Source organism: Paraburkholderia sp. BL6669N2 (genome assembly GCF_003387275.1).
Lineage (GTDB): Bacteria > Pseudomonadota > Gammaproteobacteria > Burkholderiales > Burkholderiaceae > Paraburkholderia.
The window spans coordinates 2756961-2779575 of record NZ_QUNA01000002.1 but is presented as its reverse complement, the minus strand read 5'-3'; the positions used below and the strand labels follow the sequence as shown (position 1 = coordinate 2779575).

23 protein-coding genes and 1 tRNA gene are annotated in these 22615 nt (G+C 60.0%); 22 read left to right on the top strand and 2 right to left on the bottom strand.

From position 1 onward, the window contains the following. Window positions 1-6: 6 nt before the first annotated feature. From fdxH to B0G80_RS46195, 6 genes are all read left to right on the top strand, one after another. Complete coding sequence (gene fdxH, locus B0G80_RS34985) at window positions 7-939, top strand: formate dehydrogenase subunit beta (protein ID WP_116122330.1); 933 nt, start codon at window positions 7-9, stop codon at window positions 937-939. Continuing rightward, window positions 926-1582, top strand: a complete 657-nt coding sequence (locus B0G80_RS34980; RefSeq protein WP_116122329.1) for a formate dehydrogenase subunit gamma — start codon at window positions 926-928, stop codon at window positions 1580-1582. Before fdxH ends, B0G80_RS34980 begins: the two co-directional genes overlap by 14 nt. 110 nt (window positions 1583-1692) lie before the next feature. Continuing rightward, the gene (gene fdhE, locus B0G80_RS34975) at window positions 1693-2688 is read left to right on the top strand and encodes a formate dehydrogenase accessory protein FdhE (protein WP_116122328.1); all 996 of its coding nucleotides are present in this window, start codon (window positions 1693-1695) and stop codon (window positions 2686-2688) included. 35 nt (window positions 2689-2723) lie between these two features. Beyond that, the gene (gene selA / locus B0G80_RS34970; protein WP_116122327.1) at window positions 2724-4154 is read left to right on the top strand and encodes an L-seryl-tRNA(Sec) selenium transferase; all 1431 of its coding nucleotides are present in this window, start codon (window positions 2724-2726) and stop codon (window positions 4152-4154) included. Beyond that, window positions 4151-6064, top strand: coding sequence for a selenocysteine-specific translation elongation factor (gene selB / locus B0G80_RS34965; RefSeq protein WP_116122326.1), 1914 nt, complete (start codon window positions 4151-4153; stop codon window positions 6062-6064). The genes selA and selB overlap by 4 nt, the downstream gene beginning before the upstream one ends. Before the next feature lie 30 nt (window positions 6065-6094). Then, window positions 6095-6190 (top strand) — tRNA-Sec (locus B0G80_RS46195). 140 nt (window positions 6191-6330) lie between these two features. Here B0G80_RS46195 and B0G80_RS48305 read toward each other — a convergent pair. Both B0G80_RS48305 and B0G80_RS34950 read right to left on the bottom strand, forming a co-directional pair. After that, on the bottom strand, window positions 6331-6591 hold the full coding sequence (locus B0G80_RS48305) for an FRG domain-containing protein (RefSeq protein WP_408969473.1): 261 nt from the start codon (window positions 6589-6591) through the stop codon (window positions 6331-6333). A gap of 570 nt (window positions 6592-7161) precedes the next feature. Continuing rightward, on the bottom strand, window positions 7162-7404 hold the full coding sequence (locus B0G80_RS34950) for a hypothetical protein (protein ID WP_116122323.1): 243 nt from the start codon (window positions 7402-7404) through the stop codon (window positions 7162-7164). Window positions 7405-7844: 440 nt separating this feature from the next. Between B0G80_RS34950 and B0G80_RS34945 the strand changes: the two genes are divergently transcribed. The 16 genes from B0G80_RS34945 to B0G80_RS34870 all read left to right on the top strand — a co-directional run bounded on the left by B0G80_RS34945 (window position 7845) and on the right by B0G80_RS34870 (window position 22611). Next, complete coding sequence (locus B0G80_RS34945) at window positions 7845-8498, top strand: TetR/AcrR family transcriptional regulator (protein ID WP_116123841.1); 654 nt, start codon at window positions 7845-7847, stop codon at window positions 8496-8498. 55 nt (window positions 8499-8553) lie between these two features. Next, complete coding sequence (locus B0G80_RS34940; RefSeq protein ID WP_116122322.1) at window positions 8554-9579, top strand: helix-turn-helix domain-containing protein; 1026 nt, start codon at window positions 8554-8556, stop codon at window positions 9577-9579. Between the two features lie 368 nt (window positions 9580-9947). Next, on the top strand, window positions 9948-11270 hold the full coding sequence (locus tag B0G80_RS34935; RefSeq protein ID WP_116122321.1) for an aromatic ring-hydroxylating dioxygenase subunit alpha: 1323 nt from the start codon (window positions 9948-9950) through the stop codon (window positions 11268-11270). Further along, window positions 11260-11808, top strand: a complete 549-nt coding sequence (locus B0G80_RS34930; protein ID WP_116122320.1) for a 3-phenylpropionate/cinnamic acid dioxygenase subunit beta — start codon at window positions 11260-11262, stop codon at window positions 11806-11808. The genes B0G80_RS34935 and B0G80_RS34930 overlap by 11 nt, the downstream gene beginning before the upstream one ends. 11 nt (window positions 11809-11819) lie before the next feature. Further along, entirely contained in the window at window positions 11820-12143 is a 324-nt protein-coding gene (locus B0G80_RS34925) for a bifunctional 3-phenylpropionate/cinnamic acid dioxygenase ferredoxin subunit (protein WP_116122319.1), read from the top strand. Beyond that, window positions 12140-13351 (top strand): NAD(P)/FAD-dependent oxidoreductase, encoded by a 1212-nt coding sequence (locus B0G80_RS34920; RefSeq protein ID WP_116122318.1) that lies wholly within the window; start codon window positions 12140-12142, stop codon window positions 13349-13351. The genes B0G80_RS34925 and B0G80_RS34920 overlap by 4 nt, the downstream gene beginning before the upstream one ends. Next, on the top strand, window positions 13352-14200 hold the full coding sequence (gene hcaB, locus B0G80_RS34915) for a 3-(cis-5,6-dihydroxycyclohexa-1,3-dien-1-yl)propanoate dehydrogenase (protein WP_116122317.1): 849 nt from the start codon (window positions 13352-13354) through the stop codon (window positions 14198-14200). Then, entirely contained in the window at window positions 14197-15069 is an 873-nt protein-coding gene (bphC, locus tag B0G80_RS34910) for a biphenyl-2,3-diol 1,2-dioxygenase (protein ID WP_116122316.1), read from the top strand. Before hcaB ends, bphC begins: the two co-directional genes overlap by 4 nt. Before the next feature lie 15 nt (window positions 15070-15084). Further along, window positions 15085-15927 carry an alpha/beta fold hydrolase gene (locus tag B0G80_RS34905; protein WP_116122315.1) on the top strand — a complete coding sequence of 281 codons (843 nt, stop codon included), beginning with the start codon at window positions 15085-15087 and terminating at the stop codon, window positions 15925-15927. Between the two features lie 46 nt (window positions 15928-15973). Further along, window positions 15974-17599, top strand: coding sequence for a 3-(methylthio)propionyl-CoA ligase (locus B0G80_RS34900; RefSeq protein ID WP_116122314.1), 1626 nt, complete (start codon window positions 15974-15976; stop codon window positions 17597-17599). A gap of 96 nt (window positions 17600-17695) precedes the next feature. Further along, window positions 17696-18475 carry a 2-keto-4-pentenoate hydratase gene (locus tag B0G80_RS34895; RefSeq protein ID WP_116123840.1) on the top strand — a complete coding sequence of 260 codons (780 nt, stop codon included), beginning with the start codon at window positions 17696-17698 and terminating at the stop codon, window positions 18473-18475. 28 nt (window positions 18476-18503) lie between these two features. Beyond that, window positions 18504-19454: an acetaldehyde dehydrogenase (acetylating) gene (locus B0G80_RS34890; RefSeq protein WP_116122313.1), complete on the top strand. Its 951-nt coding sequence runs from the start codon at window positions 18504-18506 to the stop codon at window positions 19452-19454. A 12-nt stretch (window positions 19455-19466) separates the two neighbouring features. Then, the gene (gene dmpG / locus B0G80_RS34885; RefSeq protein ID WP_116122312.1) at window positions 19467-20489 is read left to right on the top strand and encodes a 4-hydroxy-2-oxovalerate aldolase; all 1023 of its coding nucleotides are present in this window, start codon (window positions 19467-19469) and stop codon (window positions 20487-20489) included. 184 nt (window positions 20490-20673) lie between these two features. Further along, a complete protein-coding gene (locus B0G80_RS34880; RefSeq protein WP_116122311.1) occupies window positions 20674-21438 on the top strand; it encodes an OmpW family protein in 765 nt (254 codons plus the stop codon). A 47-nt stretch (window positions 21439-21485) separates the two neighbouring features. After that, complete coding sequence (locus tag B0G80_RS34875) at window positions 21486-22253, top strand: enoyl-CoA hydratase-related protein (protein ID WP_258879138.1); 768 nt, start codon at window positions 21486-21488, stop codon at window positions 22251-22253. A gap of 46 nt (window positions 22254-22299) precedes the next feature. Further along, complete coding sequence (locus B0G80_RS34870) at window positions 22300-22611, top strand: phosphotransferase (RefSeq protein WP_258879137.1); 312 nt, start codon at window positions 22300-22302, stop codon at window positions 22609-22611. Window positions 22612-22615: the final 4 nt, after the last annotated feature.

The following is a 22615-nucleotide window of genomic DNA, read 5'->3' as shown; positions in this document are numbered from 1 at the left end:
GAAGAGATGGCACTGCAATCACTGGACATCAGACGCCTCTCGGCCACGACCTTGCCTGAACCACAAGTGCGTGTGCCGGTTACGGGCACGGTCGCCAAGCTCATCGACGTGTCGAAGTGCATTGGCTGCAAGGCGTGTCAGACCGCCTGCATGGAATGGAACGATCTGCGCGATGAAATCGGCACGACAACCGGCACCTACGACAACCCACGCGATCTGAGCGAGCATTCGTGGACCGTCATGCGGTTCTCGGAGTACGAGAACACCGAGGGCGATCTCGAGTGGCTGATCCGCAAGGACGGCTGCATGCATTGCGAGGATCCGGGTTGCCTGAAGGCTTGTCCGTCGCCGGGCGCGATCGTGCAGTACACGAACGGCATTGTGGATTTCCACGAGGAAAACTGCATTGGCTGCGGCTATTGCATCACCGGTTGCCCGTTCAACATCCCGCGCATTTCGAAGCAGGACCACCGCGCGTACAAGTGCACGCTGTGTTCGGATCGCGTGGCGGTCGGCCAGGAACCGGCTTGCGTGAAGACGTGCCCGACCGGCGCGATCATGTTCGGCACCAAGGAGGACATGAAGCAGCAGGCCTTGGACCGGATTGAAGATCTGAAGGAGCGTGGCTTCCAGAATGCCGGTTTGTACGATCCGGCCGGCGTGGGCGGAACGCATGTGATGTACGTGCTGCATCATGCCGACAAGCCCACGCTGTATCACGGGTTGCCGCAGAATCCGAAGATCAGCGTGATGGTGGCGCTGTGGAAAGGGCTGGCCAAGCCGCTGGCGCTTGCAGGTATCGCGTTCGCGGCCATAGCCGGGTTCTTCCACTACACGCGCGTGGGTCCGAACGAAGTGTCGGAAGCCGATGAAGCCGAAGCCCAGCACGAAGCCGATGAAGTACGCCGTTCGCGGGAGGCGCCCAATGAAGCACCCTGAGCATACCGATCTGAAGGATGTGAGAGGCAACAGCCTGATCGTGCGCTACACGCCGAATGAGCGCACGAATCACTGGATCACTGCGATCACGTTCGTTCTTTTGGCGCTGTCCGGCCTTGCCATGTTTCATCCCGCCATGTCATGGCTTTACGCGATCTTCGGCGGCGGGCAATGGACGCGGATTCTGCATCCGTTCGTCGGCTGCGTGATGTTCCTGTCGTTTCTGATTCTTGCGTTGCGCTTCTGGCATCACAATTATCTCGACAAAGCCGACCTTCAGTGGATGAGGCAGATCGACGACGTGCTCAGCAATCGCGAGGAAAAACTCCCCGCGATCGGCAAGTACAACGCCGGTCAAAAGCTGCTGTTTTTCACCATGGTGGTCTGCCTACTGCTGTTGCTGGCAAGCGGTATCGTGATCTGGCGGCGCTATTTCTCGTTCTACTTTCCAATCGAGATCATCCGCCTTGCGGCGCTCGTGCATGCCGCGGCGGCGTTCGTGTTGATCGTCGGCATTGTCGTGCATATTTATGCGGCGTTGTGGATCAAGGGGTCGATAGGCGCCATGACGCGCGGCACAGTGACCTACGGCTGGGCGCGAAAGCATCATCCGAACTGGTTCAAGGAAGTCATCCGTAAATAGCGGGCCATGCATAGTCAGTAGAGGCAGTGCGGCTGCCGGCGCGCTGCACCCGAGCCGCCGCTCCCGTTCAATGAACGGCGGCGGCTCTTCAGTTTTTAGAGGTCGATACCGTGGTTCAACGTATTCTCGAAGCCGGCGATATCGAATCGCTCGATCATTCGGCGATTCCGCGCCTTCGCATGCCGGAACGGCTCGCGGTGTTTGCCGCGCGCGCCGCGCGGCTGCGCCAGCTGGCGGCGCTCGACAATCCGATCGCCGGCTATTTGCGCCTGATGGCCGTGCTCGCCGACGCGCAGCAAGCCGTGATCGCCAGTTTCAAGGCATCGCCGCCGAGCGCCGAGTTGATCGCGAGTGCGCAGCAGCATTCCATGCCGCTGATTCCCGCGTTTTCCGGCGTGCGTGATCCGGCGTGGCGCGACGTGCTGCGCCGGTTGCTCGACAAGGTGGCAGCCGCGGGCCCGCTCACGCCGCCCCTCGAAGCGCTGATCGACCGCCTACGCACACTCGACACCGACGCGCTCGAATTCCAGGCCGACGCCATCTTCGCGCAGCGCTTCGAAGAAATCGATCCGGCGAGCGCACCGTTCATCGTGGCCGCGCTGCAAGTGGTGTGGACCGACCTCGCCGCCGACATCGACAAGCGCGAGGTGCCGTACATCGAGACGCTCGGCCTGTGTCCCGTGTGCGGATCGCATCCGGTGGCGAGCATCGTCCGCGTGGGCGGTGCGCATGACAACTATCGCTACCTCCAATGCGGCCTGTGCTCGACCGAGTGGCACATGGTTCGCACGAAGTGCTCGAACTGCGATTCGACCAAGGGCATCGCTTATCACACAGTTGGCTCGCCGGACGAGGACGAAGCCGCGCGCGAAGCCGAATCGAAGACCGCCGCGTTGAAAGCGGAGTCGTGCGACGAATGCCATACTTACCGGAAGATCGGCATTCAGTCGAAGGACTACGATTTCGAACCGTTCGCGGATGATCTCGCCAGTCTCACGCTGGATTTGCTGATGGGGGCGGAAGGTTACCGGCGGGCGTCGCCGCATCCGTGGCTGTGGCCCGAACAGGGCGTCAACGCGGATGAGTCTTCCGGCGAGTCCGACTAGCAGCGAATGAATGCGACTAGAAAAAGGATTGGCTCGTGAGCGATGTAAGCGGCTCTGAATTGCGGGCGCTGATGGCGCGCGTGCCGTCGGTGGAAAAGGTAATGGCGTCGGCCGAATTCGCGGCGTTGATTGTCGAATACGGCCGCACGCAGGTGTTGGGCGCGGTGCGCGAGGCGCTCGATCGCTGGCGCGCGGGCGCGCAATCAGGCGATGCGTCCGTGAGCGCGCTCGACGTCGCGCAACTAAAGAGTTCAGTCGAAGCTGCACTGCGCCAGCGCAACGAGTCGCGCTTGCGTAGCGTTTTCAATCTGACCGGCACGGTATTGCATACCAATCTCGGCCGTGCATTGCTGCCCGACGAGGCGGTGCAGGCCGTCATGAAAGCGCTCACGCAACCCGCCAACCTCGAGTTCGATCTCGGCACCGGCAAGCGGGGCGATCGCGACGATTTGATCGATGACCTCATCTGCGAATTGACCGGTGCCGAAGCGGCCACCGTGGTCAACAACAACGCGGCCGCGGTGCTGCTCACGCTGTCGGCGTTGGCGTCGAAGAAGGAAGTCATCGTGTCGCGCGGCGAGCTGGTTGAAATTGGCGGCGCGTTTCGCATTCCCGACATCATGAACCGCGCGGGCGCGAAACTACGCGAAGTCGGCACGACGAACCGCACCCATCTGAAGGACTACGAGGAAGCCATCGGCCCGCAAACCGCGCTGCTGATGAAAGTCCACGCGAGCAACTATGCAATCAGCGGCTTCACCAAAGAGGTCGCTCTGGATGAAATCGCGCCGCTCGCCCACACGCGCGGCCTCGCGGTTGCCGTGGATCTCGGCAGCGGTACGCTGGTCGATCTGAGCCAATGGGGCTTGCCGCGCGAGACGACAGTGCGCGAAACCGTCGAAGCCGGTGCGGATATCGTCACCTTCAGCGGCGACAAGTTGCTCGGTGGTCCGCAAGCCGGTTTGATTGTCGGGCGACGCGATCTGATCGCGAAGATCAAGAAGCATCCGCTCAAACGCGCGTTGCGCGTCGGCAAACTGACGCTCGCGGCGTTGGAGCCTGTTTTGCAGCTTTATCGTGCGCCGGAGCGGCTCGCGGAGCGGCTCACCACGTTGCGCTTATTGACCCGTGCCGCCGGTGACATCCGGCTCGCCGCGGAGCGCGTGCAGCCCGCGTTGCAGCATGCATTCGGCGAACGCTATGCGGTGACGGCGGAGCCGATGTTCAGCCAGATTGGCAGCGGCGCATTGCCGGTCGACGTACTGCCGAGTTACGGACTGGTCGTCAAAACGGTGGACGGTAAGCGCGGTGGCCGTCAATTGCTCGCGCTCGAAAAGAGGCTGCGCGAGATGGCGCGGCCCGTGATCGGTCGTATCGCAGACGACGCGTTGCGCCTCGATCTGCGCTGTCTCGAAGCCGCCGATGAAGCGGAACTGATCGAGCAATTGAAAGGCGCGCGCGCATGATCGTCGGTACGGCGGGGCATATCGACCACGGTAAGACGAGCCTGGTGAAGGCGCTGTCGGGCATCGATACGGATCGTCTCAAGGAAGAAAAAGCGCGCGGCATTTCGATCGAACTGGGCTACGCGTACGTATCGCTGGAGAACGGTGACGTACTCGGTTTGATCGACGTGCCCGGTCACGAAAAGCTCGTGCATACGATGACCGCGGGCGCGAGCGGCATCGACTTTGCGCTGCTGGTGATCGCCGCCGACGACGGTGTGATGCCGCAAACGCGCGAGCATCTGGCGATTGTCGAACTGCTCGGGATCCGGCAAGGCGCCGTCGCGCTGACCAAGGTGGATCGCGTCGACGCGCAGCGTCTGCGCGAAGTGCATGACGAAGTGCGGGCGTTTCTGAGCGGCAGCGTGCTGCAGGACGCGCCTGTGTTCGATACTTGCGCGGTGCGGTCCGGCGATCCCGGCGTCGCCGCGTTGAAGGCGCATCTGCACTCGGCGGCCGCGGCATGGCGAATGAAGCGCGACGACGGCCTGTTCCGTCTCGCGGTCGATCGAGTATTCACGCTCACGGGCCAAGGCACGATCGTGACCGGCACTGTGGTGTCGGGTCGCGTGGCGGTGGGCGATACGCTGCTGCTCGCGCCGAAGAATCAACCTGTGCGTGTGCGCAGCATTCATGCCCAGAATCGTCCGGCGCAGAGCGGACGCGCTGGCGAGCGCTGTGCATTGAACCTGGCGGGTATCGAGAAGAGCGCGATCGATCGTGGCGACTGGATCGTCGATCCGCAGCTCTCGCAGGCGTCGGAGCGGATCGACGTCATGCTGACGCTGCTCGCCGATGCACCGCAGGCGTTGGAGCATTGGGCGCCGCTGCATGTGCATCTGGGCACGCAGCATCAGGTTGCGCACGTCGCGTTGCTCGATGGCGAAACACTCGGCGCCGGTCAGCGTGCCCGCGTTCAGCTCGTGTTCGAGCGGCCGGTTTGCGCGCTGCCCGGCGATCGCTTCGTGGTACGTAACGCGCAGGCCAATCGCACGATTGGCGGCGGCCATGTGCTCGATCCGTTCGCGCCGTCGCGCAAGCGTCGTTCGGCCGAGCGGCTGGCGTGGCTCGACGCGCTTCAGATCATGCTCGACACCGGTACGCTCGACGCCGTCATCGCGAGAGCACCGCATGGCTTGCCGCGCTCGCAACTGGAACGTTTGACGGGCATGCCGGCGGCCGCGCTCGCATTGCCGGCCGATACGCGGGTCGTGGCACTGCCAGGCGAGGACGCATTGCTAATTGCCGATGCGCTTTGGCAAGCGCTCAATACGCGCTTGACGACTACGCTCGCGCAGTACCACGAACGCTCGCCGGACGACCTGGGCCCGGATATCTCGCGCTTGCGGCGCATCGCGGCGCCGCTGGTGGACGACGCGCTGTGGCGCGCGCTTGTCGACGATGCGGCGACGCGTGGCGAGATCGTCAAACGCGGACCCTGGCTGCATCTGCCGGGTCATACGGTAACGCTCGACGAAGCGGATCGCGCACTCGCGGCGACGTTGCTGCCGGCGGTGAGAGCAGGGCGTTTCGACCCGCCCTGGGTACGCGATCTGGCCGATGCGAACGGCGTGCCGGAGGAGCGCGTGCGGCAATTGATGCGTAAACTCGCGCGGCGGGGCGAGCTGTTTCAGGTCGTGCGCGACCTCTTTTATCACCCCGAGATGATTCGGGAACTGGCTTCGATTGCGGCAGCCGAGGGGCAAAAGAATGCCGGCACGGTTGCGGCCGCACCGTTTCGCGACGCCACCGGACTGGGCCGCAAACGCGCGATCCAGCTTTTGGAGTTCTTCGACCGGGTTGGGTATACTCGCTTCCACCGTGGGCTGCATCTGCTGCGCACGGATACTCGCTGGCTCGATCTGCTCTGAGCATCGGCAATGTGTAGTTCGATCACCGCAGGAAGGCATTCGCGTCCGGTGGCGCGGCTGGGCTTCAAACTCAGTTGAGGGCGTCAGACGCTCTCAGGTCGGTTCGACTCCGGCTGCTTTCCGCCAATCGAAGAGGGGCGGTGATGCCCGATTCTTTGTGATGTGAAAGGTAAAAGTGTGGCCGTTGCTTGTCGGCGGGGTCACAAAGTCGATCATTCCATTCTGCCTGTTGCTTATTCGAGGCTGTGTATGAGCGCGGGCGTCAATCAACGGGGCACATCATCGCGGAACTCGTGATGGATGCGATCAATGACCGCACGAGTTGCACGCATCGGCTCGTGCAGTCGAGCTTGGTGCCCGGTCACACGGATGGGCCGCCTGTCTGAGCGCGCGCTAGCTCGGCCAGAGTTCCGCCGATTCCAGCGCGGAAGCATGAACGACGCCTTCGTTCTTTGGAAGTTTCCCTCGCAAGCGAAATACAGTGCGATAAGCGGATTCGACGTCATATCAAGAAGCGGGACTGGCAGTTCGGACTGGCGTCGGATCTTCGATGACGCGACGCTTATCCGGCTGCTGGGCCCGTTGGCTACGCGGTTTGTTGGGGTGATAGAAAGTTACGGGACATCCCCCTCTGAAGAAATACCCGCCGAGGTAAAACGAAGGGGGCTAACGGATGGGTGGCGCTGGATGATCATCCGAGTGTCAACGCTGCTCAGGCCCGAGACCTACGTTTCATCGCATGTGAGCCCACCACGGGGGTAAGGTCGGTTGACGTACAACGGACTCTCAGCGCGAGGCTGGCCATCCTGTCGGCCGATGGGGTTTGATCTGTTACGCGTTTAACGCTGATTGAACAAGCCCATGGAGCTGCATTGGACCCGGGCGCGGTCCGGTCGAGCTTCATTGCCCTGCTGGCGACCATCAGCATTCACGCTGTCGCTGCGCGATGCGGTGTATCGCATTCGCTGATTTACAACCGCTACCCCGACCTAAAGGAAAGGATCAAGGAATTTAAGGCAACGCAGTGCAAAAGGACACGCATGCATGTGCTCGGTGTCGAGCAAGCGACGTGATGTCCTGGGAACTCAGTCATGGAGTCAAGCGGCGCGCATCGCCGGTCGTGTTGCTGCTGGGGGAAATACATACCATAAGCCGTCATCGTGTCGGAAGAAAAATATCGCCAACGATCGACCAGACTTGGTGGACTCAACACAGACACAGCGTCCTTCGCGATATACCTTGTCGCTGAGCTGAAAGCGCTTGATGCGGATCGGTGACGTGTCGGAGGGAGCAAGCCACTTATCGATCAGCCTGCGCAAACAATACCCATCGTAGTTCATCGTGCTCTCCATGACCCCGTCACCGCGACTCGACCACCTTGTGAGTCCGCACCTTGGCGCATGCGGTACCGCCAAGGCGCGGGTGCTCCGATTGCCCTCGGGTAACTTGACTTCCGGATGGGCGTTGGGAACCAACTATTGGTCGATTGACGGATTTATACAGTCACGCGACGGATATATCAAGGCCGTCGTTGCCAGGAAAATCACCTATCTTCCTGATAAATAGCGTAGATACATTTAGGGGGTCGGAAATGTATGTGCTCGATTGACTGGTAATTATCCGTCGAGTGACATATTCTTCATGACAAGGTGGTGCTCGCCATGGTGGCTAGGGCGAGGACCGATGAACTGACTGCGATCGCTCGGTCGAGGGAATGTTGATATTTGAGCGGTTGGACTGTCCGAAGCGCACACCGGCCGCTGCCGGCAAGAGGTCAAAGATGAGGGAACTGGCGATTGAACTGACAGAGGCTAAAGAGTCAGCCGACGAGCCAAAGCGCCGCGGCAACAGAACGACACGAATCCCCGAAATCGTGGAGGCCGCGATCAATGTGCTCGCGCAGTACGGTAACGCTGGCTTCGCTTTGCGCCGCGTGGCGAGCGATGTTGGGATCCACCTGGCGACCTTGCAGCACTACTTCCCGACCAGAGAAGACCTTTTGCGAGCGGCGTCGGAGACGGTGGCAACACGATATCTGACGCTCTATGAAAGTGTGGTCGACGACGATGATCTATCGCCGGAGGCTCGGCTAGATGCCATCGCAGATATCGCCTTCGACGAGTTGGTCAAGCGCGGTACACACATTGCACCATTTTGCCTGGAAGTCTGGAGCATGGCCGAGCGCGAAGAATTTGCCCGGGAATTGGTGGCAAGTTTCAACCGTCGATTCCAGGAGACGTTCGTCCGATTGCTGGCCAAGATCAATCGATCGCTTACACCCCGGGAGTGCGCGTTACGCGGTCGTCTGCTGTACTCCCATTTGGCCGGTTTGATTGTTTTAGTCCGGCCGGCACATGGCGCATCGTCAGACGATGAAACACTTCGCGCTGCGACGAAGGCTGTCTGGAGGGCGCTCAGCTGCGCTTCAGAGTAGCGCGGCACGAGAAGGTAAAACAACGTAAATGACCCACTAATGATGGGGGAGACACATGTACGCACCTATTCAACAGTTATCGTCCGATCCACAAGGCTTCGAGCGTCTGACATCGCAGCGGCTGTGCGAGGCGTTTCACGGCGAGCGGTTGGAACTCGAGGCTTCCCAGAATCGATTTGAGCCGGTCGGAAAGATTACGAGTCGCCGATTGAGTAGCATTGAAATGCTGCGTTCCAAGGCGGCGACCTCCAGTCGTCCGTTTGAAATCCGTCGAGATTCGAAAAGCAGCAGAGGCGGGCAGGGCGAATTATTTCTAGTTGTCGTTCTGGCAAGTCAACTGTCATGTGAAATCGGGAATAGCTGCTACGCTCTGGCCGAGGGCGACATTGCGCTCATCGGCTCGGAGCACCCTACCCGGATGGAGTTCTCAGCAGGCTTTGATGGGCTATGGGTACGTCTTCCGAAAATCGAATCACACATTAGACGCGTGATCTTTCAGGATGCGGTAGACAGAAAATTTGATAGCCGGCACGGGATCATGCATGTCCTGTTGAGAACGCTGCTGGCCACATACGAGTCGGCGAATTCGATTGCAGGGGATAGCGTCCCGTGGCTGGAGAGCAGTTTGCTGGATCTCATCGCGGCGGCGGTAAGCGCCAGTTCGATCGTGGCGAGAGAGGGGCATGCCACGACGTATAGTCGCGCGACTCTGCAGCGGATCAAATCTTACATCGTCGCCAGGTTGCACGACGACACCCTTACCCCATCTTCCATCGCAAGCGCCATGGGCATAAGCGTTCGTCGCCTGAATGAACTCTTCGCTGAATGTCAGGCGACGGTAACAGAGTGGATCATCGCGGAGCGACTCGAGCGATGCAGAAATCGATTGCTTTTTAGAAGCCAAGTTAGGGAAACAATTTGCCAGGTTGCTTACGAAGAAGGATTCAAAAACATTAGCCACTTCAATCGGGCCTTCAAGAATCGATTTGGCGAAAGCCCAGGCCAATTGAGAGACCGGGTCCGCTGCGAAGGCCTTCCGTCAGTCGAAGCCGAAAGAGGCGTCCAGCGGGAAGTCATGTAAGCATCTGTGCGCCCGCGCTAGGTCCTGCGCTGACCCGCCACGTTCCACTGCGCGAACGCGCTATCAACTAAAGTCCATCCCTCTCCGCGGTATGACGCTCGTCATGCCGTCACAACGGGCATCCCTCCCAACGTTTCCACTCTGCGGCCGGCAGCATCGTCCATCGATGCTGTCCCGCGAAGCATCGACATCTGATCCGCGGATGTCGCTGCCCGACAAGCAAAGCTTTTCCGCGCTGTGAGCAAAGGTGGACAGTCCGCGAACGCCTATTGTTCCAGTAACGGAAATGCGCGCGACGCTCACACCAACGGCCGCATACCGCAATAAGAGCCGATGCTTCGCCATGGGCAACTATCTAGGAGACGCAAGTGCCTGATACCACCATTCAAGGCTATCCTGCCTCTGCGCTGTTCGACGAAGAGGCGGGGACGATCAGTCCACTGGTCTACTCCGACCAGGGTATCTACGAGCAGGAACTGGACCGCATCTTCGGGCGGTCGTGGCTGTTCATCGCTCACGAGAAACATATTCCCAAGACCGGGGACTTCCTCTCCACCTACATGGCGGAGGATCCCGTCGTTGCAGTTCGGCAAAAGGACGGGTCGGTCGCCGTCTTGCTCAATCAGTGCCGTCATCGCAGCATGAAGATTTGCCGTGCGGACCAGGGCAACGCGAAGGCATTCACATGCAGTTACCACGGTTGGGCCTATGGGATTGACGGCGCCCTCGTGAACGTCCCGTCAGAAGAGCACTACGGGCCGTGTTTCAACAAGGAGGAATGGCCTGCAAGGCGCGTCCCTCGAGTTGAAAGCTACAAGGGCCTGATCTTCGCCAACTGGGACGAGCATGCACAATCGCTGAAAGAATCGCTCGGCGAAGCTGCGCTGTATCTGGACGCACTGCTCGATCGGTCGCCTGCCGGTACGGAGCCGATCGGTGGGATCTACAAGTGGGTCATCCCCTGCAACTGGAAGCTTGCCGCCGAGCAATTCGCCAGCGATATGCACCACGGGATCATGTCGCATGTGTCTGTGCAAGTTGCGACAACACCGGAGTATGCGGGCAAGGAGCTGCCGCTGCCGGGGCGTCAACTGTTATCGGACCAAGGACATGGCACGGGCTTTTTCCTGGCCCCGGGCCTTCATGAAGACTGGATTGTGTCGCAGGCTGGCCAGCGCGAGCCGGGATACGATTCGATGGCCCTTGCTCAGCGGCACGCCGCTCACAATGTTGGCGTGAGCGCGATTACTGCGCAACACATGACCGTGTTTCCCACGTTCTCATTTTTCGCGGGGGTGAACAGCTGCCGCGTCTGGCATCCGCGCGGCCCTGGCGAAATCGAGGTCTGGGCATTCTGTCTGGTCGACTCCGACGCTTCATCTGCCGAGAAGGAGCAACTCCGGCAAGCCACGTTGCGTACCTTCTCGCCCGCAGGAACATGGGAACAGGACGACGGCGAGAACTGGGTCGAGATCCAGCGCGTGCTGCGCGGACATCAGGCACGCCGTACCACCATGAGCATTCAGATGGGTAAGGATCTGAATCCCGCTGCGGATCCTGCGTTCCCCGGCACTGTCGAGGGCTGTTACAGCGAGGAGGCCGCACGTCGACTCTATGGCCACTGGCTCAAGTTGATGTGCATTCCGACGCAAAACGATACGTGCGCCAAGGAGGCCGGCCATGGTTGCTAACGAAATCGCCGCGACGCGCGCGAACGCCGTTTCGGCAGCAGAGCACTTTGCGATCGAACAGTTCCTCTTTCTCGAAGCCGAGCTTCTCGACGGCAGGAACATCGCGGAGTGGATCGAGCTGATGGCCGACGACCTCCGCTATGTGATGCCGATCCGCCGCAACGTGGGGCCGCGCGAGCGAAAAGTGGAATGGACCAGTCCTGATGAACTCGCGTATTTCGACGAAAGCAAGGAGAACCTCAAGCTTCGTCTGCGCAAACTCCAATCGGGCGCCGCATGGGCCGAGGAGCCGCCGTCTCACACGCGGCATCTGATCACGAACGTACGCGCAAGCGCTGCTGGGCAGGGCGAATACCTCGTCCGCTCGAACTTCCTCGCATATCGCAGCAGGTCGGAACGACAAACCGACCACCTGATCGGGGAACGCCATGATCGCCTGCGCTGCGTCGAGACGGACGCGGGATTTCAGATCGTCAGTCGGCGCATCTTGCTCGATCAGACGACGTTTCTCGCGAACAACCTCAGTTTCTTTCTTTGAGGGTTAGCGTAATGTCGTTTACCGATGTTTGCTCAGTATTGGACGTCCCGAGCGACGCCGGGCTGAGGATCGATGCTGGACCCGAGGCGGTCGCCGTGTTCAAGATCGACGGCGATTTCTACGCGATCGAGGACAAGTGTCCGCACGGCGACTGGTCCTTGTCAGACGGCTATCTGGACGGCGGCCTGATCGAATGCAGCCTGCATATGGCGAAGTTCTGCGTGAAGACCGGGAAGGTCTGTGCGCCGCCGGCGATACGCGACGTCAAAGTGTTTCCGATCAAGGTAGTGGGTGACCGGGTACTGATCGATCTTGAACCTGAGGCCGGCATATGAAACAGCCGCTTGCGATTGTCGGTTCGGGCCTCGCCGGTGTACGCGCGGCGCAGACGCTTCGTGCCAATGGGTATAGCGACAGAATCATCCTGGTCGGCGAGGAGGCCCAGCACCCGTACGAGCGACCTGCGTTATCCAAGGAAGCACTGTGCGGGGGCGCTCCGCCGGTGCTGTGCTCGACGGAAGACTTGAATACGTTGGAGCTCGACTGGCGTCGAGGGGCGCGCGCGGTGTCGATTGACGGACGCGTACTCGCGCTTGACGACGGCACGTCGGTGGCGACCGATGGCATTTTGCTGGCGACCGGCGCCCGGGCGCGCAAGGTCGACTTGCCCGGCGTGTCGTTGCCAGGCGTTTATACGCTGCGTGCGCTGGATGATGCGTTCGCGCTTCGAGATGCGCTAGCGGCGCAGAGCGAGATCGTCGTCATCGGTGGTGGCCTGATTGGGTGCGAGGTCGCGAGCACCGCGAGGAAGGCAGGGCATGCGGTAACTGTCGTCGAGTCTGGCGAGGAACTGATGGAGCGTGCGCTCGGGCGAATTATGGGCCATTGGGCGCGGTTTCAACTCGAGCAACTCGGTGTGGTCATTCATCGAACCGCGACGGTCGCTTCGATCGAAGGCCATACACGGGCGCGCGGCGTGAGATTGTCGAACGGCGCCTACTTGCCGGCTGACGTCGTTGTCTTGAGCGTGGGAGCCCAACCATGCGATGAACTCGCACAAGCCGCAGGTGCGGCGTGTATGCGCGGCGTGGTCGTCGATGCCGCGGGCCGCAGCACCGTTCCCGGAATCTTCGCTGCCGGTGATGTTGCCTCGTGGCCGCTCGTAGAAGGTGGGCGCCGCTCTCTCGAGAGTTTTCTCAACAGCCAGGCGCAGGCGGCGGTCGCAGCATGCGCAATGATCGGGTGCGTGAACGAGCAGCCTCAGATCGCGTTCTCGTGGACCGAAATTGCAGGACGAAAGATTCAACTTGCTGGCGAGCTCACGGGTCCGGGAGGGATGGTTATACGGGGCGATGAGACGGGCGCGTCCTTTTCCGTATTCCGCGTATCGAGAGGACGGGTGGAAGGCGTTGCGACAGTTGATGCCCCGCGTGAGTACGCGATGGCCAAAAGGCTCGTCGAGTCGCAAATTGCTGTGCCGACCGAACTGCTAGCCGATCCCTCTACCGAGCTTCGCAGCTTGCTTAGCTACAAGGTGAACTAAATGAAAAAACTGGAAAACCAAGTCGTGCTGGTGACAGGAGGCGCATCTGGCTTGGGCCGCGCAATCGTCGAGCGGTTCGTTGCGGAGGGTGCGCGGGTGGGCGTGCTTGACCGCTCGGCTGATCGGATCGCCGAAATCCGCGATGCACTCGGTGATGCTGTGATGGGCTTTCAGGGCGATGTTACGTCGTATGAGGACAACCTTCGCGCAGTGAATGGATTGGTCGCTCAGTTCGGCCGCCTGGATTGCGCGATCGGGAACGCCGGGATTTGGGATTTCAAGACCGCACTGGTCGATCTCTCCGAAGACAAACTCTCTTCGGCGTTCGACGAATTGTTCGCCGTGAACGTGAAGGGCTATCTTCTGCTCGCCAAGGCCGCTTTAAAAGCGCTGGCCGAAAGTCGCGGGAGTCTGATCTTTACGGCATCGAACGCGTCGTTTCAGTCGGACGGTGGCGGGGTCCTCTACACGGCCAGCAAGCACGCTATTCGCGGCATCGTTACGCAACTCGCTTTCGAATTGGCGCCGTTCGTCCGCGTCAACGCCGTTGCCCCGGGGGGAATGATTACGAACCTCAGCGGCGTGAAGTCGCTCGGACTCTCGGATGCCACGATTCCGGCGGAGCAGTTCGTCGAAATGGCGCGCCATGTGGTGCCTATCGGCCACCTGCCGACTCCGGCCGACTACACGGGCGCCTATGTTTTCTTCGCATCACGCGAAGACAACGTGCCGGCGACGGGAACGGTTCTGCGACACGACGGTGGGTTAGCCGTTCAAGGATTTATCGATAGCCGCGGCGGAGCCGGGTTGCTCGAAAAACTTTCAATCAATCAGGAGACGGTCGCATGAAGGTGCAATCGTTGGGTTATATCGGAATCGACGCTTCCGACTTATCTGCCTGGAAACGTTACGCGACCGAGTTCCTGGGCTTGATGCCTGGAGAAAATGGCGCGTCCGGTGATCGATATCGTATCGATAACCGTCTTTGGCGGATTTCGGTTGAACAAGGTGAACGCGATGACATCGCCTATGCAGGGTTCGAACTGGAAGGGCCGGAAGCCCTCGCGCAAATGGTCGGGCACCTGCAGGACCTTGGTTACAGCGTCGAAAGCGATTCCGGCGAGCTCGCGCGCAGCCGGCAGGTGCGCGGGCTAGCACGTTGCACCGATCCGTCCGGCATGCAAGTGGAACTCTACTGGGGCGCGACCGAACGCGGCGAAGCACCGTTCCGATCGGCTGTGGTCGACGGTTTCGAAACCGGCGACCAGGGGCTTGGGCATATCGTGCTGCTCGTTCCTGACGTCAAGGCAGCGCTCAAATTCTACTGCCAGGGATTGGGCTTCAAACTGTCCGACATCATCACGATGCCGATCGGTCCCGACCACACGCTCGAACTGCATTTCCTTCACTGCAACGCGCGGCATCACACGTTGGCTTTCGCTGAAATGCCGGCTCCAAAGCGCCTCCAGCACTTCATGTTGCAGGTGCCGTCGATCGACGACGTCGGCTTCGCGCTCGATCGCGCAACGCAGCAGAGCGTGCCGGTCACGATGACGTTGGGTCGCCACACCAACGACCAGATGGTCTCCTTTTACGCGAGAACGCCGTCAGGGTTTGAAGTCGAATACGGCGCGGGAGCGGTGAGCGTCGACGAGTCGTGGACGGTGGTGAGTCACGATCGGATCAGCGTGTGGGGCCATCAGCGTACCGGCCAGTGAGATTGGGAGAACAACATGAGTGAAGTGAATTTCCGCAGCGCGTTTGTCGAATTCGAAGGCACCCGAATTCACTACCAGGAGGCGGGCGAAGGTCCGGCTCTGATCATGCTTCAGGGATCGGGGCCGGGCGCGTCCGGTTGGTCGAACTATAGCCGCAATGCGCCGTTCTTCGCGCGCAGCCACCGTGTCATCGTGCCTGACCTCGCCGGGTGGGGCAAATCCGACATGAGGCCGGTCGGCGTATCGATTCCTGGCTGGTGGGCGAACTCGATTCTCGGTCTCATGGAATCTTTGTCCATTACGCAGGCTGACGTCATCGGCAATTCGCTTGGCGGAATGATTGCCCTAAAGATGGCCTTGACTGCTCCGGAACGTATCGGCCGCCTCGTGCTGATGGGGCCGGCCGGCGGCTTCCCGACGCTTGGCCAATGGCCCACGCCCGCGATCCGCACGTTGGCGACAGCCTATGAGGGCGATGGCATTACGGCGGAAAAGGTGAAGAGTTTCATCAGCGAGAGCTTGTTCGATCAGTCGGCGATCACCGATGAACTGGTCAAAGGCAGACTTGAAGCGGCAATGGATCCGCGCATCATTGCGCAGCCGCCGATGCGCCTGGAATCCGGACAACCGATCGAAGAACTTTGGCGAGACCCGGGCCTCGCGACGCTGCCGCACCAGACACTGATCATTTGGGGCAGAGAGGACCGCGTGGTTCCGCTCGATACCGGAATGATCTATGTCAAGCGTATTCCCAATGCGCAACTCAACACCTTCCCGAAGTGCGGCCACTGGGCGCAATGGGAATGGGCGGATCGGTTCAATCGAGTCGTTTCGTCCTTCCTCTCGGAAGAGCGTTGAACACGACGCCAACGCTTGTTGAATCACGACGTAACTGGGATCTTCCATGGCAATGACAGGCCGGATGATGAGCACGCCCCTGCTCATCTCTTCGATCATAAGGCGCGCGGCCCGATACAACGGCGGCGTCGAGATTGTTTCGCGCAGCAGTGATGGCGACATTCATCGCTATACCTATCGGGAGTGCGAGCTCCGCGCGCGTAAGCTGGCCCAGGCGTTGGAGGCGCTCGACGTGCGACAAGGAGATCGCATCGGCACACTGGCATGGAATAGCTATCGCCATTTGGAGCTTTACTACGCCGTGCCAGGTGCGGGTGCGATCTGCCATACCATCAATCCACGATTGTTTCCTGAGCAAATCGTCCATATCGTCAACGATGCCGAAGACACGTACGTGTGTTTCGACGCTCAGTTCTTGCCCCTCGTCGAGGAAATCGGAGGGCGGTGCGCAGGGGTCAAGGCATGGATCATGATGGCCGGTCGCGAAGACATGCCCGCCGCTAGCAAAGTCTCCTTGCTCTGCTACGAGGAATTGATCGGTGCGCAGGATGGAAATTACGAATGGCCGATGTTGGACGAGAACCTCGCATCGGGCCTCTGCTATACGTCCGGTACGACCGGCAACCCAAAGGGCGTGCTCTACTCGCATCGTTCGACGGTTCTGCATACGTACGCTTCCGCCTTGCCCGACTCGCTGAGTTGTTCAGCGTCGGAGATCATCATGCCCGTGGTTCCCATGTTCCACGTGAATGCATGGGGGCTGCCGTATTCAGCGCCGCTCGTCGGCGCGAAGCTGGTGCTTCCGGGGCCCAGGCTCGACGGCGCTTCTCTCTACGAGCTGCTCGAGCGGGAGAAGATTACGTTCTCCGCTGGCGTGCCGACTGTGTGGCTGGGTTTGCTCGAATACGTCCGGCCGAACAATCTCGCGTTCTCGACATTCCGTCGAACAGGTATCGGCGGGTCCGCCGTCTCCCGTTCGATGATTCGCGCCTTCAAAGGATTGGGTGTCGACGTGCTTCATGGCTGGGGCATGACGGAGACTTCACCGTTGGGCACCAGCTGCACGCTGCGAGGTCAGCATGCCGCGCTTTCCGAATCCGAGCAAGAAAAGGTCGTCGAGAAGCAAGGTCCTGTGATTGCAGGCATAGACATGAAGATCGACGATGGTGACGGTCGCGAATTGCCCTGGGACGGCAAAGCGGCCGGCGACCTCTTCGTTCGTGGCCCGTGGGTGATCGATTCGTATTACGGCAACGACACGTCGCCGCTGCAGGATGGCTGGTTTCCAACTGGCGATGTGGCGACGATCGATGCGGATGGCTACATGCAGATCACCGACCGCAGCAAGGACGTCGTCAAATCCGGAGGTGAATGGATTTCGTCGATAGACATTGAGAACATCGCAGCGGCTCATCCAGCGGTACATATGGCCGCGTGCATTGCCGTGCGCCATCCGAAATGGGGCGAGCGCCCATTACTGGTCGCGGTAAAAAAAGCCGGCGCGAATGTCAGTCGAGATGAATTGCTGGAGTTTTTTGAAGGAAAGGTTGCGAAGTGGTGGGTTCCGGACGATGTGGTTTTCGTCGATGCCATGCCCATGACCGCGACCGGCAAATTTCAAAAAGCCGCACTGCGAGAGCAGTTCAAGGAGCATCGATTGCCGACGGGCTGAATTTCGGAGCTTATCGATGAAACACATTACCTATTTCAAGGCTGCGGAACGAACGGCAGTCCGCGCCGAAGATTTTGGTTCATGACGGTTGGACGTATGACTAATTCATCTATTCAGCAAGCTGCGGATGCCTTATACGAAGCCCGCAGTACGCGTATCCCGGTTTCCAGGATTTCGGAAAGGTTCGGGATCGAGAGTCTGCACGACGCGTATCGGGTAGCGGCGCTCAACACGAACCGTGCTATCGATGCTGGGAAACGAATTTGCGGGAAGAAAGTTGGGCTGACATCGGTTGCGGTCCAACGACAACTCGGGGTCGATCAGCCAGATTTCGGCGTCCTGTTCAGGGATATGGAGTTTGTCAGCGGTGCAAACATTCCGGTCAGTAGCCTGATTCAGCCCAAGGCCGAGGGAGAGGTGGCATTTGTCATTGGTCGCGACCTGACCGAAGAGCTGAGCTGGGGCCGATTCCTGCAGGGTATCGAGTACGCGTTACCGGCGATCGAGATTGTCGACAGCGCGATCGAAAACTGGAACATCACGCTCGTCGATACGGTGGCGGACAACGCCTCGTGCGGCCTTTATGTCCTCGGCACGGATCCGAAACGCATTTCCGATCTCGATCTCGCTACATGCCAGATGCGCTTCCTGAAAACGGACGAGCTTGTCTCGGAGGGGCGTGGGGCCGCATGTCTGGGCCATCCGCTTCTTGCCGCCTGGTGGCTCGCCCAGACGATGCAACAACTCGGCGATCCGCTTCGCGCTGGCGATGTCGTGCTGTCGGGTGCGTTGGGGCCGATGTTCCCTATACGCGAAGGCGAGGCATTGCAGTTGGAAGTCGACGGGCTAGGCAAAGTTTCCTGTATCGCCGCGTAGGCGATCGATTTAACGAGCGGGAGAATTCATGACAGGCAAGTTGAAAGTCGCGATCATCGGTTCGGGCAACATTGGCACCGATCTAATGATCAAAATCATGCGTCATGGTGATCATCTCGAGATGGGTGCGATGGTCGGCATCGATGCCGCTTCCGACGGTCTCGCGCGCGCCGCACGTATGGGCGTCGCGACGACGCACGAAGGCGTCGAGGGGCTTACGCGCCTGCCGGTGTTTGGGGACATCGATATCGTCTTTGACGCTACGAGCGCGGCAGCGCATGTGAAGAACGACGCATTCTTGCGGCAGCTCAAGCCCAACGTTCGCATGATCGACCTGACGCCGGCCGCGATCGGGCCGTACTGCGTGCCGGTTGTGAACCTCGACGCACACGTCAACACGCTAAACGTCAACATGGTGACCTGCGGCGGCCAGGCGACCATTCCGATGGTGGCAGCGGTGTCGCGCGTCGCAAAAGTGCATTACGGCGAGATCATCGCCTCCATTTCGAGCAAATCCGCTGGGCCCGGCACGCGCGCGAACATCGACGAGTTCACGGAGACGACGTCCAAAGCGATCGAGCAGGTTGGCGGCGCGGCTAAGGGGAAAGCCATCATCATCCTCAATCCGGCCGATCCGCCCCTCATGATGCGTGACACGGTTTACTGTCTGTCCGATTCGGCCGACGAAGAGGCTGTGGAGCGGTCGATCGAGCACATGGTCGCCGCCGTCAATCGCTACGTGCCCGGCTATCGCCTCAAGCAACGGGTGCAATTCGATCGGATAGAAGCCCACGCACCCTTGAATATCCCTGGTGTGGGCGCGCATATGACAGGGCTCAAAACCTCGGTGTTTCTCGAGGTCGAGGGCGCCGCGCATTATCTGCCGTCCTACGCCGGCAATCTCGACATCATGACCTCCGCGGCGAAGGCTTGTGCTGAACGCATGGCCGCCGAGATGGTCGCCCATGCTACGACCTAGGGGAAACAGGGCATGACACTCGGCAAAAAACTATACATCTCCGACGTGACGCTGCGAGACGGTTCGCATGCGATTCGTCATCAATACAGCGTGCAACAGGCGGCGGCGATTGCGAAGGCGCTCGACGAAGCCAAAGTCGATTCGATCGAGGTGGCGCATGGAGACGGGCTGCAAGGATCGAGTTTCAACTACGGATTCGGCGCTCATACCGATCTCGAATGGATTGCCGCGGTGGCGGAAACGGTCAGGCACGCGAAGGTCGCGACGTTGCTGCTTCCCGGCATCGGCACGATTCACGATTTGCGCAACGCTTATGATGCTGGCGCTCGCATTGTCCGCGTAGCCACCCATTGCACCGAGGCCGACATCTCCAAACAGCACATCGAGTACGCGCGAGAGCTCGGGATGGAAGCGGTGGGCTTCCTCATGATGAGCCACATGACCACCCCGCGCGACCTTGCACAGCAGGCGAAGCTCATGGAGAGCTACGGGGCGACGTGTTGTTACGTCGTCGATTCCGGCGGCGCATTGGGAATGAATGACGTACGCGAGCGCTTCCGCGCCTTCAAGGACGTGTTGAAGCCGGAGACCGAGACAGGTATTCACGCGCATCACAATTTGAGCCTTGGCGTTGCCAACAGCATTGTCGCCGTCGAGGAAGGCTGCGACCGCATCGATGCAAGCCTTGCCGGCATGGGCGCCGGTGCGGGAAACGCGCCGCTCGAAGTGTTTATCGCCGCGGCCGAACGGCTTGGCTGGAACCACGGCTGTGATCTTTATAGCTTGATGGATGCTGCCGATGACCTGGTTCGTCCACTACAGGACCGGCCCGTTCGTGTCGATCGCGAAACCCTGGCGCTGGGTTATGCGGGCGTCTATTCGAGCTTCCTTCGTCACTCCGAAAGCGCTGCTCGGAAATACGGATTGAAGACCGTCGACATCCTTGTCGAATTGGGGCGACGCCGCATGGTTGGCGGGCAGGAAGACATGATCGTCGACGTGGCGCTCGATCTTCTTCACGCTCAGCAGTCGTAGGGAACCTGGTGGTCCGGGGATAGCTGCGGATCGGTCAAGCGAGAGATTTTCAATCGGCAAAAATAATCGGAGCAGTAAGTCATGTAATTAGTAATGCAAAGTTAATGTCGACGAGTAATGGCCATTGAGAGCCCAGCCGGCGCCTTTCGGGACTGAAGTCGCCGTAAAACGGAGGAGACGAAATATGAAGAAGCAACTGAATTCGATCGCGCTGGCGATTTCGATGTGCGGTCTCGCGGGTACGGCGTACGCACAGGAGGCGGGAAGCGTTGTGGTAACCGGTGGCGCGACGTGGATCGACATGACGCAATCGAGCGCTCAAGAACTGAAAAGCAGCTCCCAGTTCGGCACTTTCACTTCTCCTGGAACAGGCGCGGAAATTCATAACGCCTTCACGGGAGAGCTTCTCGTAACTTACTTCGCAACCGAGCATATTGCGATCGAAGGAGCAGTGGGGATTCCGCCGAAATTGAATTTTTACGCCCATGGCGTTGCCACCCCGCTTGGGCCGCAGGGGCCGTCAATGCCGGTCGGCGATCTCAAGCCATTTGTATCGGCTCGGGTGTGGGCGCCCACATTGTTCGTGAAGTACTACTTTGGACAGAAGGACAGTGTGTGGCGGCCATTCCTGGGTCTCGGAGTGAACTACACGTGGTTCAGCTCCGTCCAGCTTCATCCGGCATTTAATGGGGCGCTCGGTCAGTTTGCCGGACCTGGCGGAAGGGTTGACGCATCGGCGAGCTCGTCGTGGAACCCCGCCTTCTCTGCGGGGGTGACCTATCGCCTCAACGACAGATGGTCCATGTTGGGCTCGATTACCTACATTCCGCTAAAGACGACCGGAAGATTCGATGCAGTCAGCGCCAACGGAACCACCGTTTTGAGCAACACGTCGAGAATAACGGCCAATCCCATCATCGGCTTCGTTGGGATTTCTTATCGATTTTGAGCAGCGGCTCGAGTAGGAATGGATATAGGAAAACAGGAGATTTCAGCGTGAGCGACGTCAACGTTCAGGTCGATGGGAAGGTAATGAGTCTCACGATATCCCGGCCGGAAAAGAGAAATGCGTTGACCGGTGAGATGTACGGCGCGCTTGCGGACGCGCTCGAATCAGCTGCCGCTTATGGGCGCGTGAACGCCGTCCTCATTCAATCTGATGGCGACACCTTCTCGGCGGGAAGCGACCTGGGCGAATTCTCCGCCGAGGCAATCCGTGACGGCATCGGCAAGAGCCGCGGTGCGCGGTTCCTACGATGTCTGGCCGCGATGGAGGTTCCCGTCGTGGCCGCCGTACAAGGCAAAGCCATGGGCGTCGGAGCCACCATGCTATTGCATTGCGACTACGTCATCCTTGCAAACGACGCACAACTCAGCGCGCCGTTTGTCGACCTGGCGCTTGTTCCTGAAGCGGCGTCGGGCTACCTGCTTCCGTTCCAGGTCGGAAACATTCGTGCGTTCGAGATGATCGCACTTGGCCGCTCTGTCGATGCACAGACCGCCGTGGAATGGGGAATCGCCAATCGATCGGTGCCGGCTGACCAGCTTCGAGCCGAAGCGAAGGCGATTGCGGAGGTTATCGCTGCGAAGGCGCCGGGCGCGATCAGAGCGACGAAGCGGTTGATGAGTGAGCGCAGGAGAGTCATCGATCAAATGAACGCGGAATTCGATGCGATCGACAAGCAATTGACTGGGAACGAGTGCAGCGAAGCCTTGGCTGCATTCAAGGAAAAGCGTCGTCCCGATTTTTCGAAGCTTCAATAACGTAATAGATAAAAGCAACCCTGATACACGGTCGCATGAGGCCGCCATGAGGCGAGCCCCTGATTTCGACGTGCGGCGATTGGAATCGTGGCTGGGCGGAAATTTGCGTGGTTTTAGCGGGCCACTCGAAGCATCGCAATTTTCGGGAGGCCAGTCGAATCCAACCTATTTGCTGACGACGCCATCCGCCCGCTATGTCCTGCGCCGCAAGCCGTCCGGCACGCTATTGTCGTCTGCTCACGCGATCGATCGAGAATATCGCTTGATACGTGCGTTGAACGGATCCGCGGTGCCGGTCGCGCATGCGCGCTGCTATTGCGACGACGTATCGGTAATCGGCGCCGAGCGCGCGGTCTAAAAGA

What these genes read in the sequence shown, in the direction of transcription:
- B0G80_RS34930 (WP_116122320.1), top strand. Translation starts at nt 11,260, where the DNA reads ATGGTTGCTAACGAAATCGCCGCGACGCGCGCGAACGCCGTTTCGGCA.
- B0G80_RS34950 (WP_116122323.1), bottom strand. Translation starts at nt 7,404, where the DNA reads ATGAACTACGATGGGTATTGTTTGCGCAGGCTGATCGATAAGTGGCTT.
- fdxH (WP_116122330.1), top strand. Translation starts at nt 7, where the DNA reads ATGGCACTGCAATCACTGGACATCAGACGCCTCTCGGCCACGACCTTG.
- bphC (WP_116122316.1), top strand. Translation starts at nt 14,197, where the DNA reads ATGAAGGTGCAATCGTTGGGTTATATCGGAATCGACGCTTCCGACTTA.
- B0G80_RS34980 (WP_116122329.1), top strand. Translation starts at nt 926, where the DNA reads ATGAAGCACCCTGAGCATACCGATCTGAAGGATGTGAGAGGCAACAGC.
- B0G80_RS34940 (WP_116122322.1), top strand. Translation starts at nt 8,554, where the DNA reads ATGTACGCACCTATTCAACAGTTATCGTCCGATCCACAAGGCTTCGAG.
- B0G80_RS34905 (WP_116122315.1), top strand. Translation starts at nt 15,085, where the DNA reads ATGAGTGAAGTGAATTTCCGCAGCGCGTTTGTCGAATTCGAAGGCACC.
- hcaB (WP_116122317.1), top strand. Translation starts at nt 13,352, where the DNA reads ATGAAAAAACTGGAAAACCAAGTCGTGCTGGTGACAGGAGGCGCATCT.
- dmpG (WP_116122312.1), top strand. Translation starts at nt 19,467, where the DNA reads ATGACACTCGGCAAAAAACTATACATCTCCGACGTGACGCTGCGAGAC.
- B0G80_RS34920 (WP_116122318.1), top strand. Translation starts at nt 12,140, where the DNA reads ATGAAACAGCCGCTTGCGATTGTCGGTTCGGGCCTCGCCGGTGTACGC.
- B0G80_RS34925 (WP_116122319.1), top strand. Translation starts at nt 11,820, where the DNA reads ATGTCGTTTACCGATGTTTGCTCAGTATTGGACGTCCCGAGCGACGCC.
- B0G80_RS34880 (WP_116122311.1), top strand. Translation starts at nt 20,674, where the DNA reads ATGAAGAAGCAACTGAATTCGATCGCGCTGGCGATTTCGATGTGCGGT.
- B0G80_RS34945 (WP_116123841.1), top strand. Translation starts at nt 7,845, where the DNA reads ATGAGGGAACTGGCGATTGAACTGACAGAGGCTAAAGAGTCAGCCGAC.
- B0G80_RS34900 (WP_116122314.1), top strand. Translation starts at nt 15,974, where the DNA reads ATGGCAATGACAGGCCGGATGATGAGCACGCCCCTGCTCATCTCTTCG.
- B0G80_RS34895 (WP_116123840.1), top strand. Translation starts at nt 17,696, where the DNA reads ATGACTAATTCATCTATTCAGCAAGCTGCGGATGCCTTATACGAAGCC.
- B0G80_RS34890 (WP_116122313.1), top strand. Translation starts at nt 18,504, where the DNA reads ATGACAGGCAAGTTGAAAGTCGCGATCATCGGTTCGGGCAACATTGGC.
- B0G80_RS34870 (WP_258879137.1), top strand. Translation starts at nt 22,300, where the DNA reads ATGAGGCGAGCCCCTGATTTCGACGTGCGGCGATTGGAATCGTGGCTG.
- selB (WP_116122326.1), top strand. Translation starts at nt 4,151, where the DNA reads ATGATCGTCGGTACGGCGGGGCATATCGACCACGGTAAGACGAGCCTG.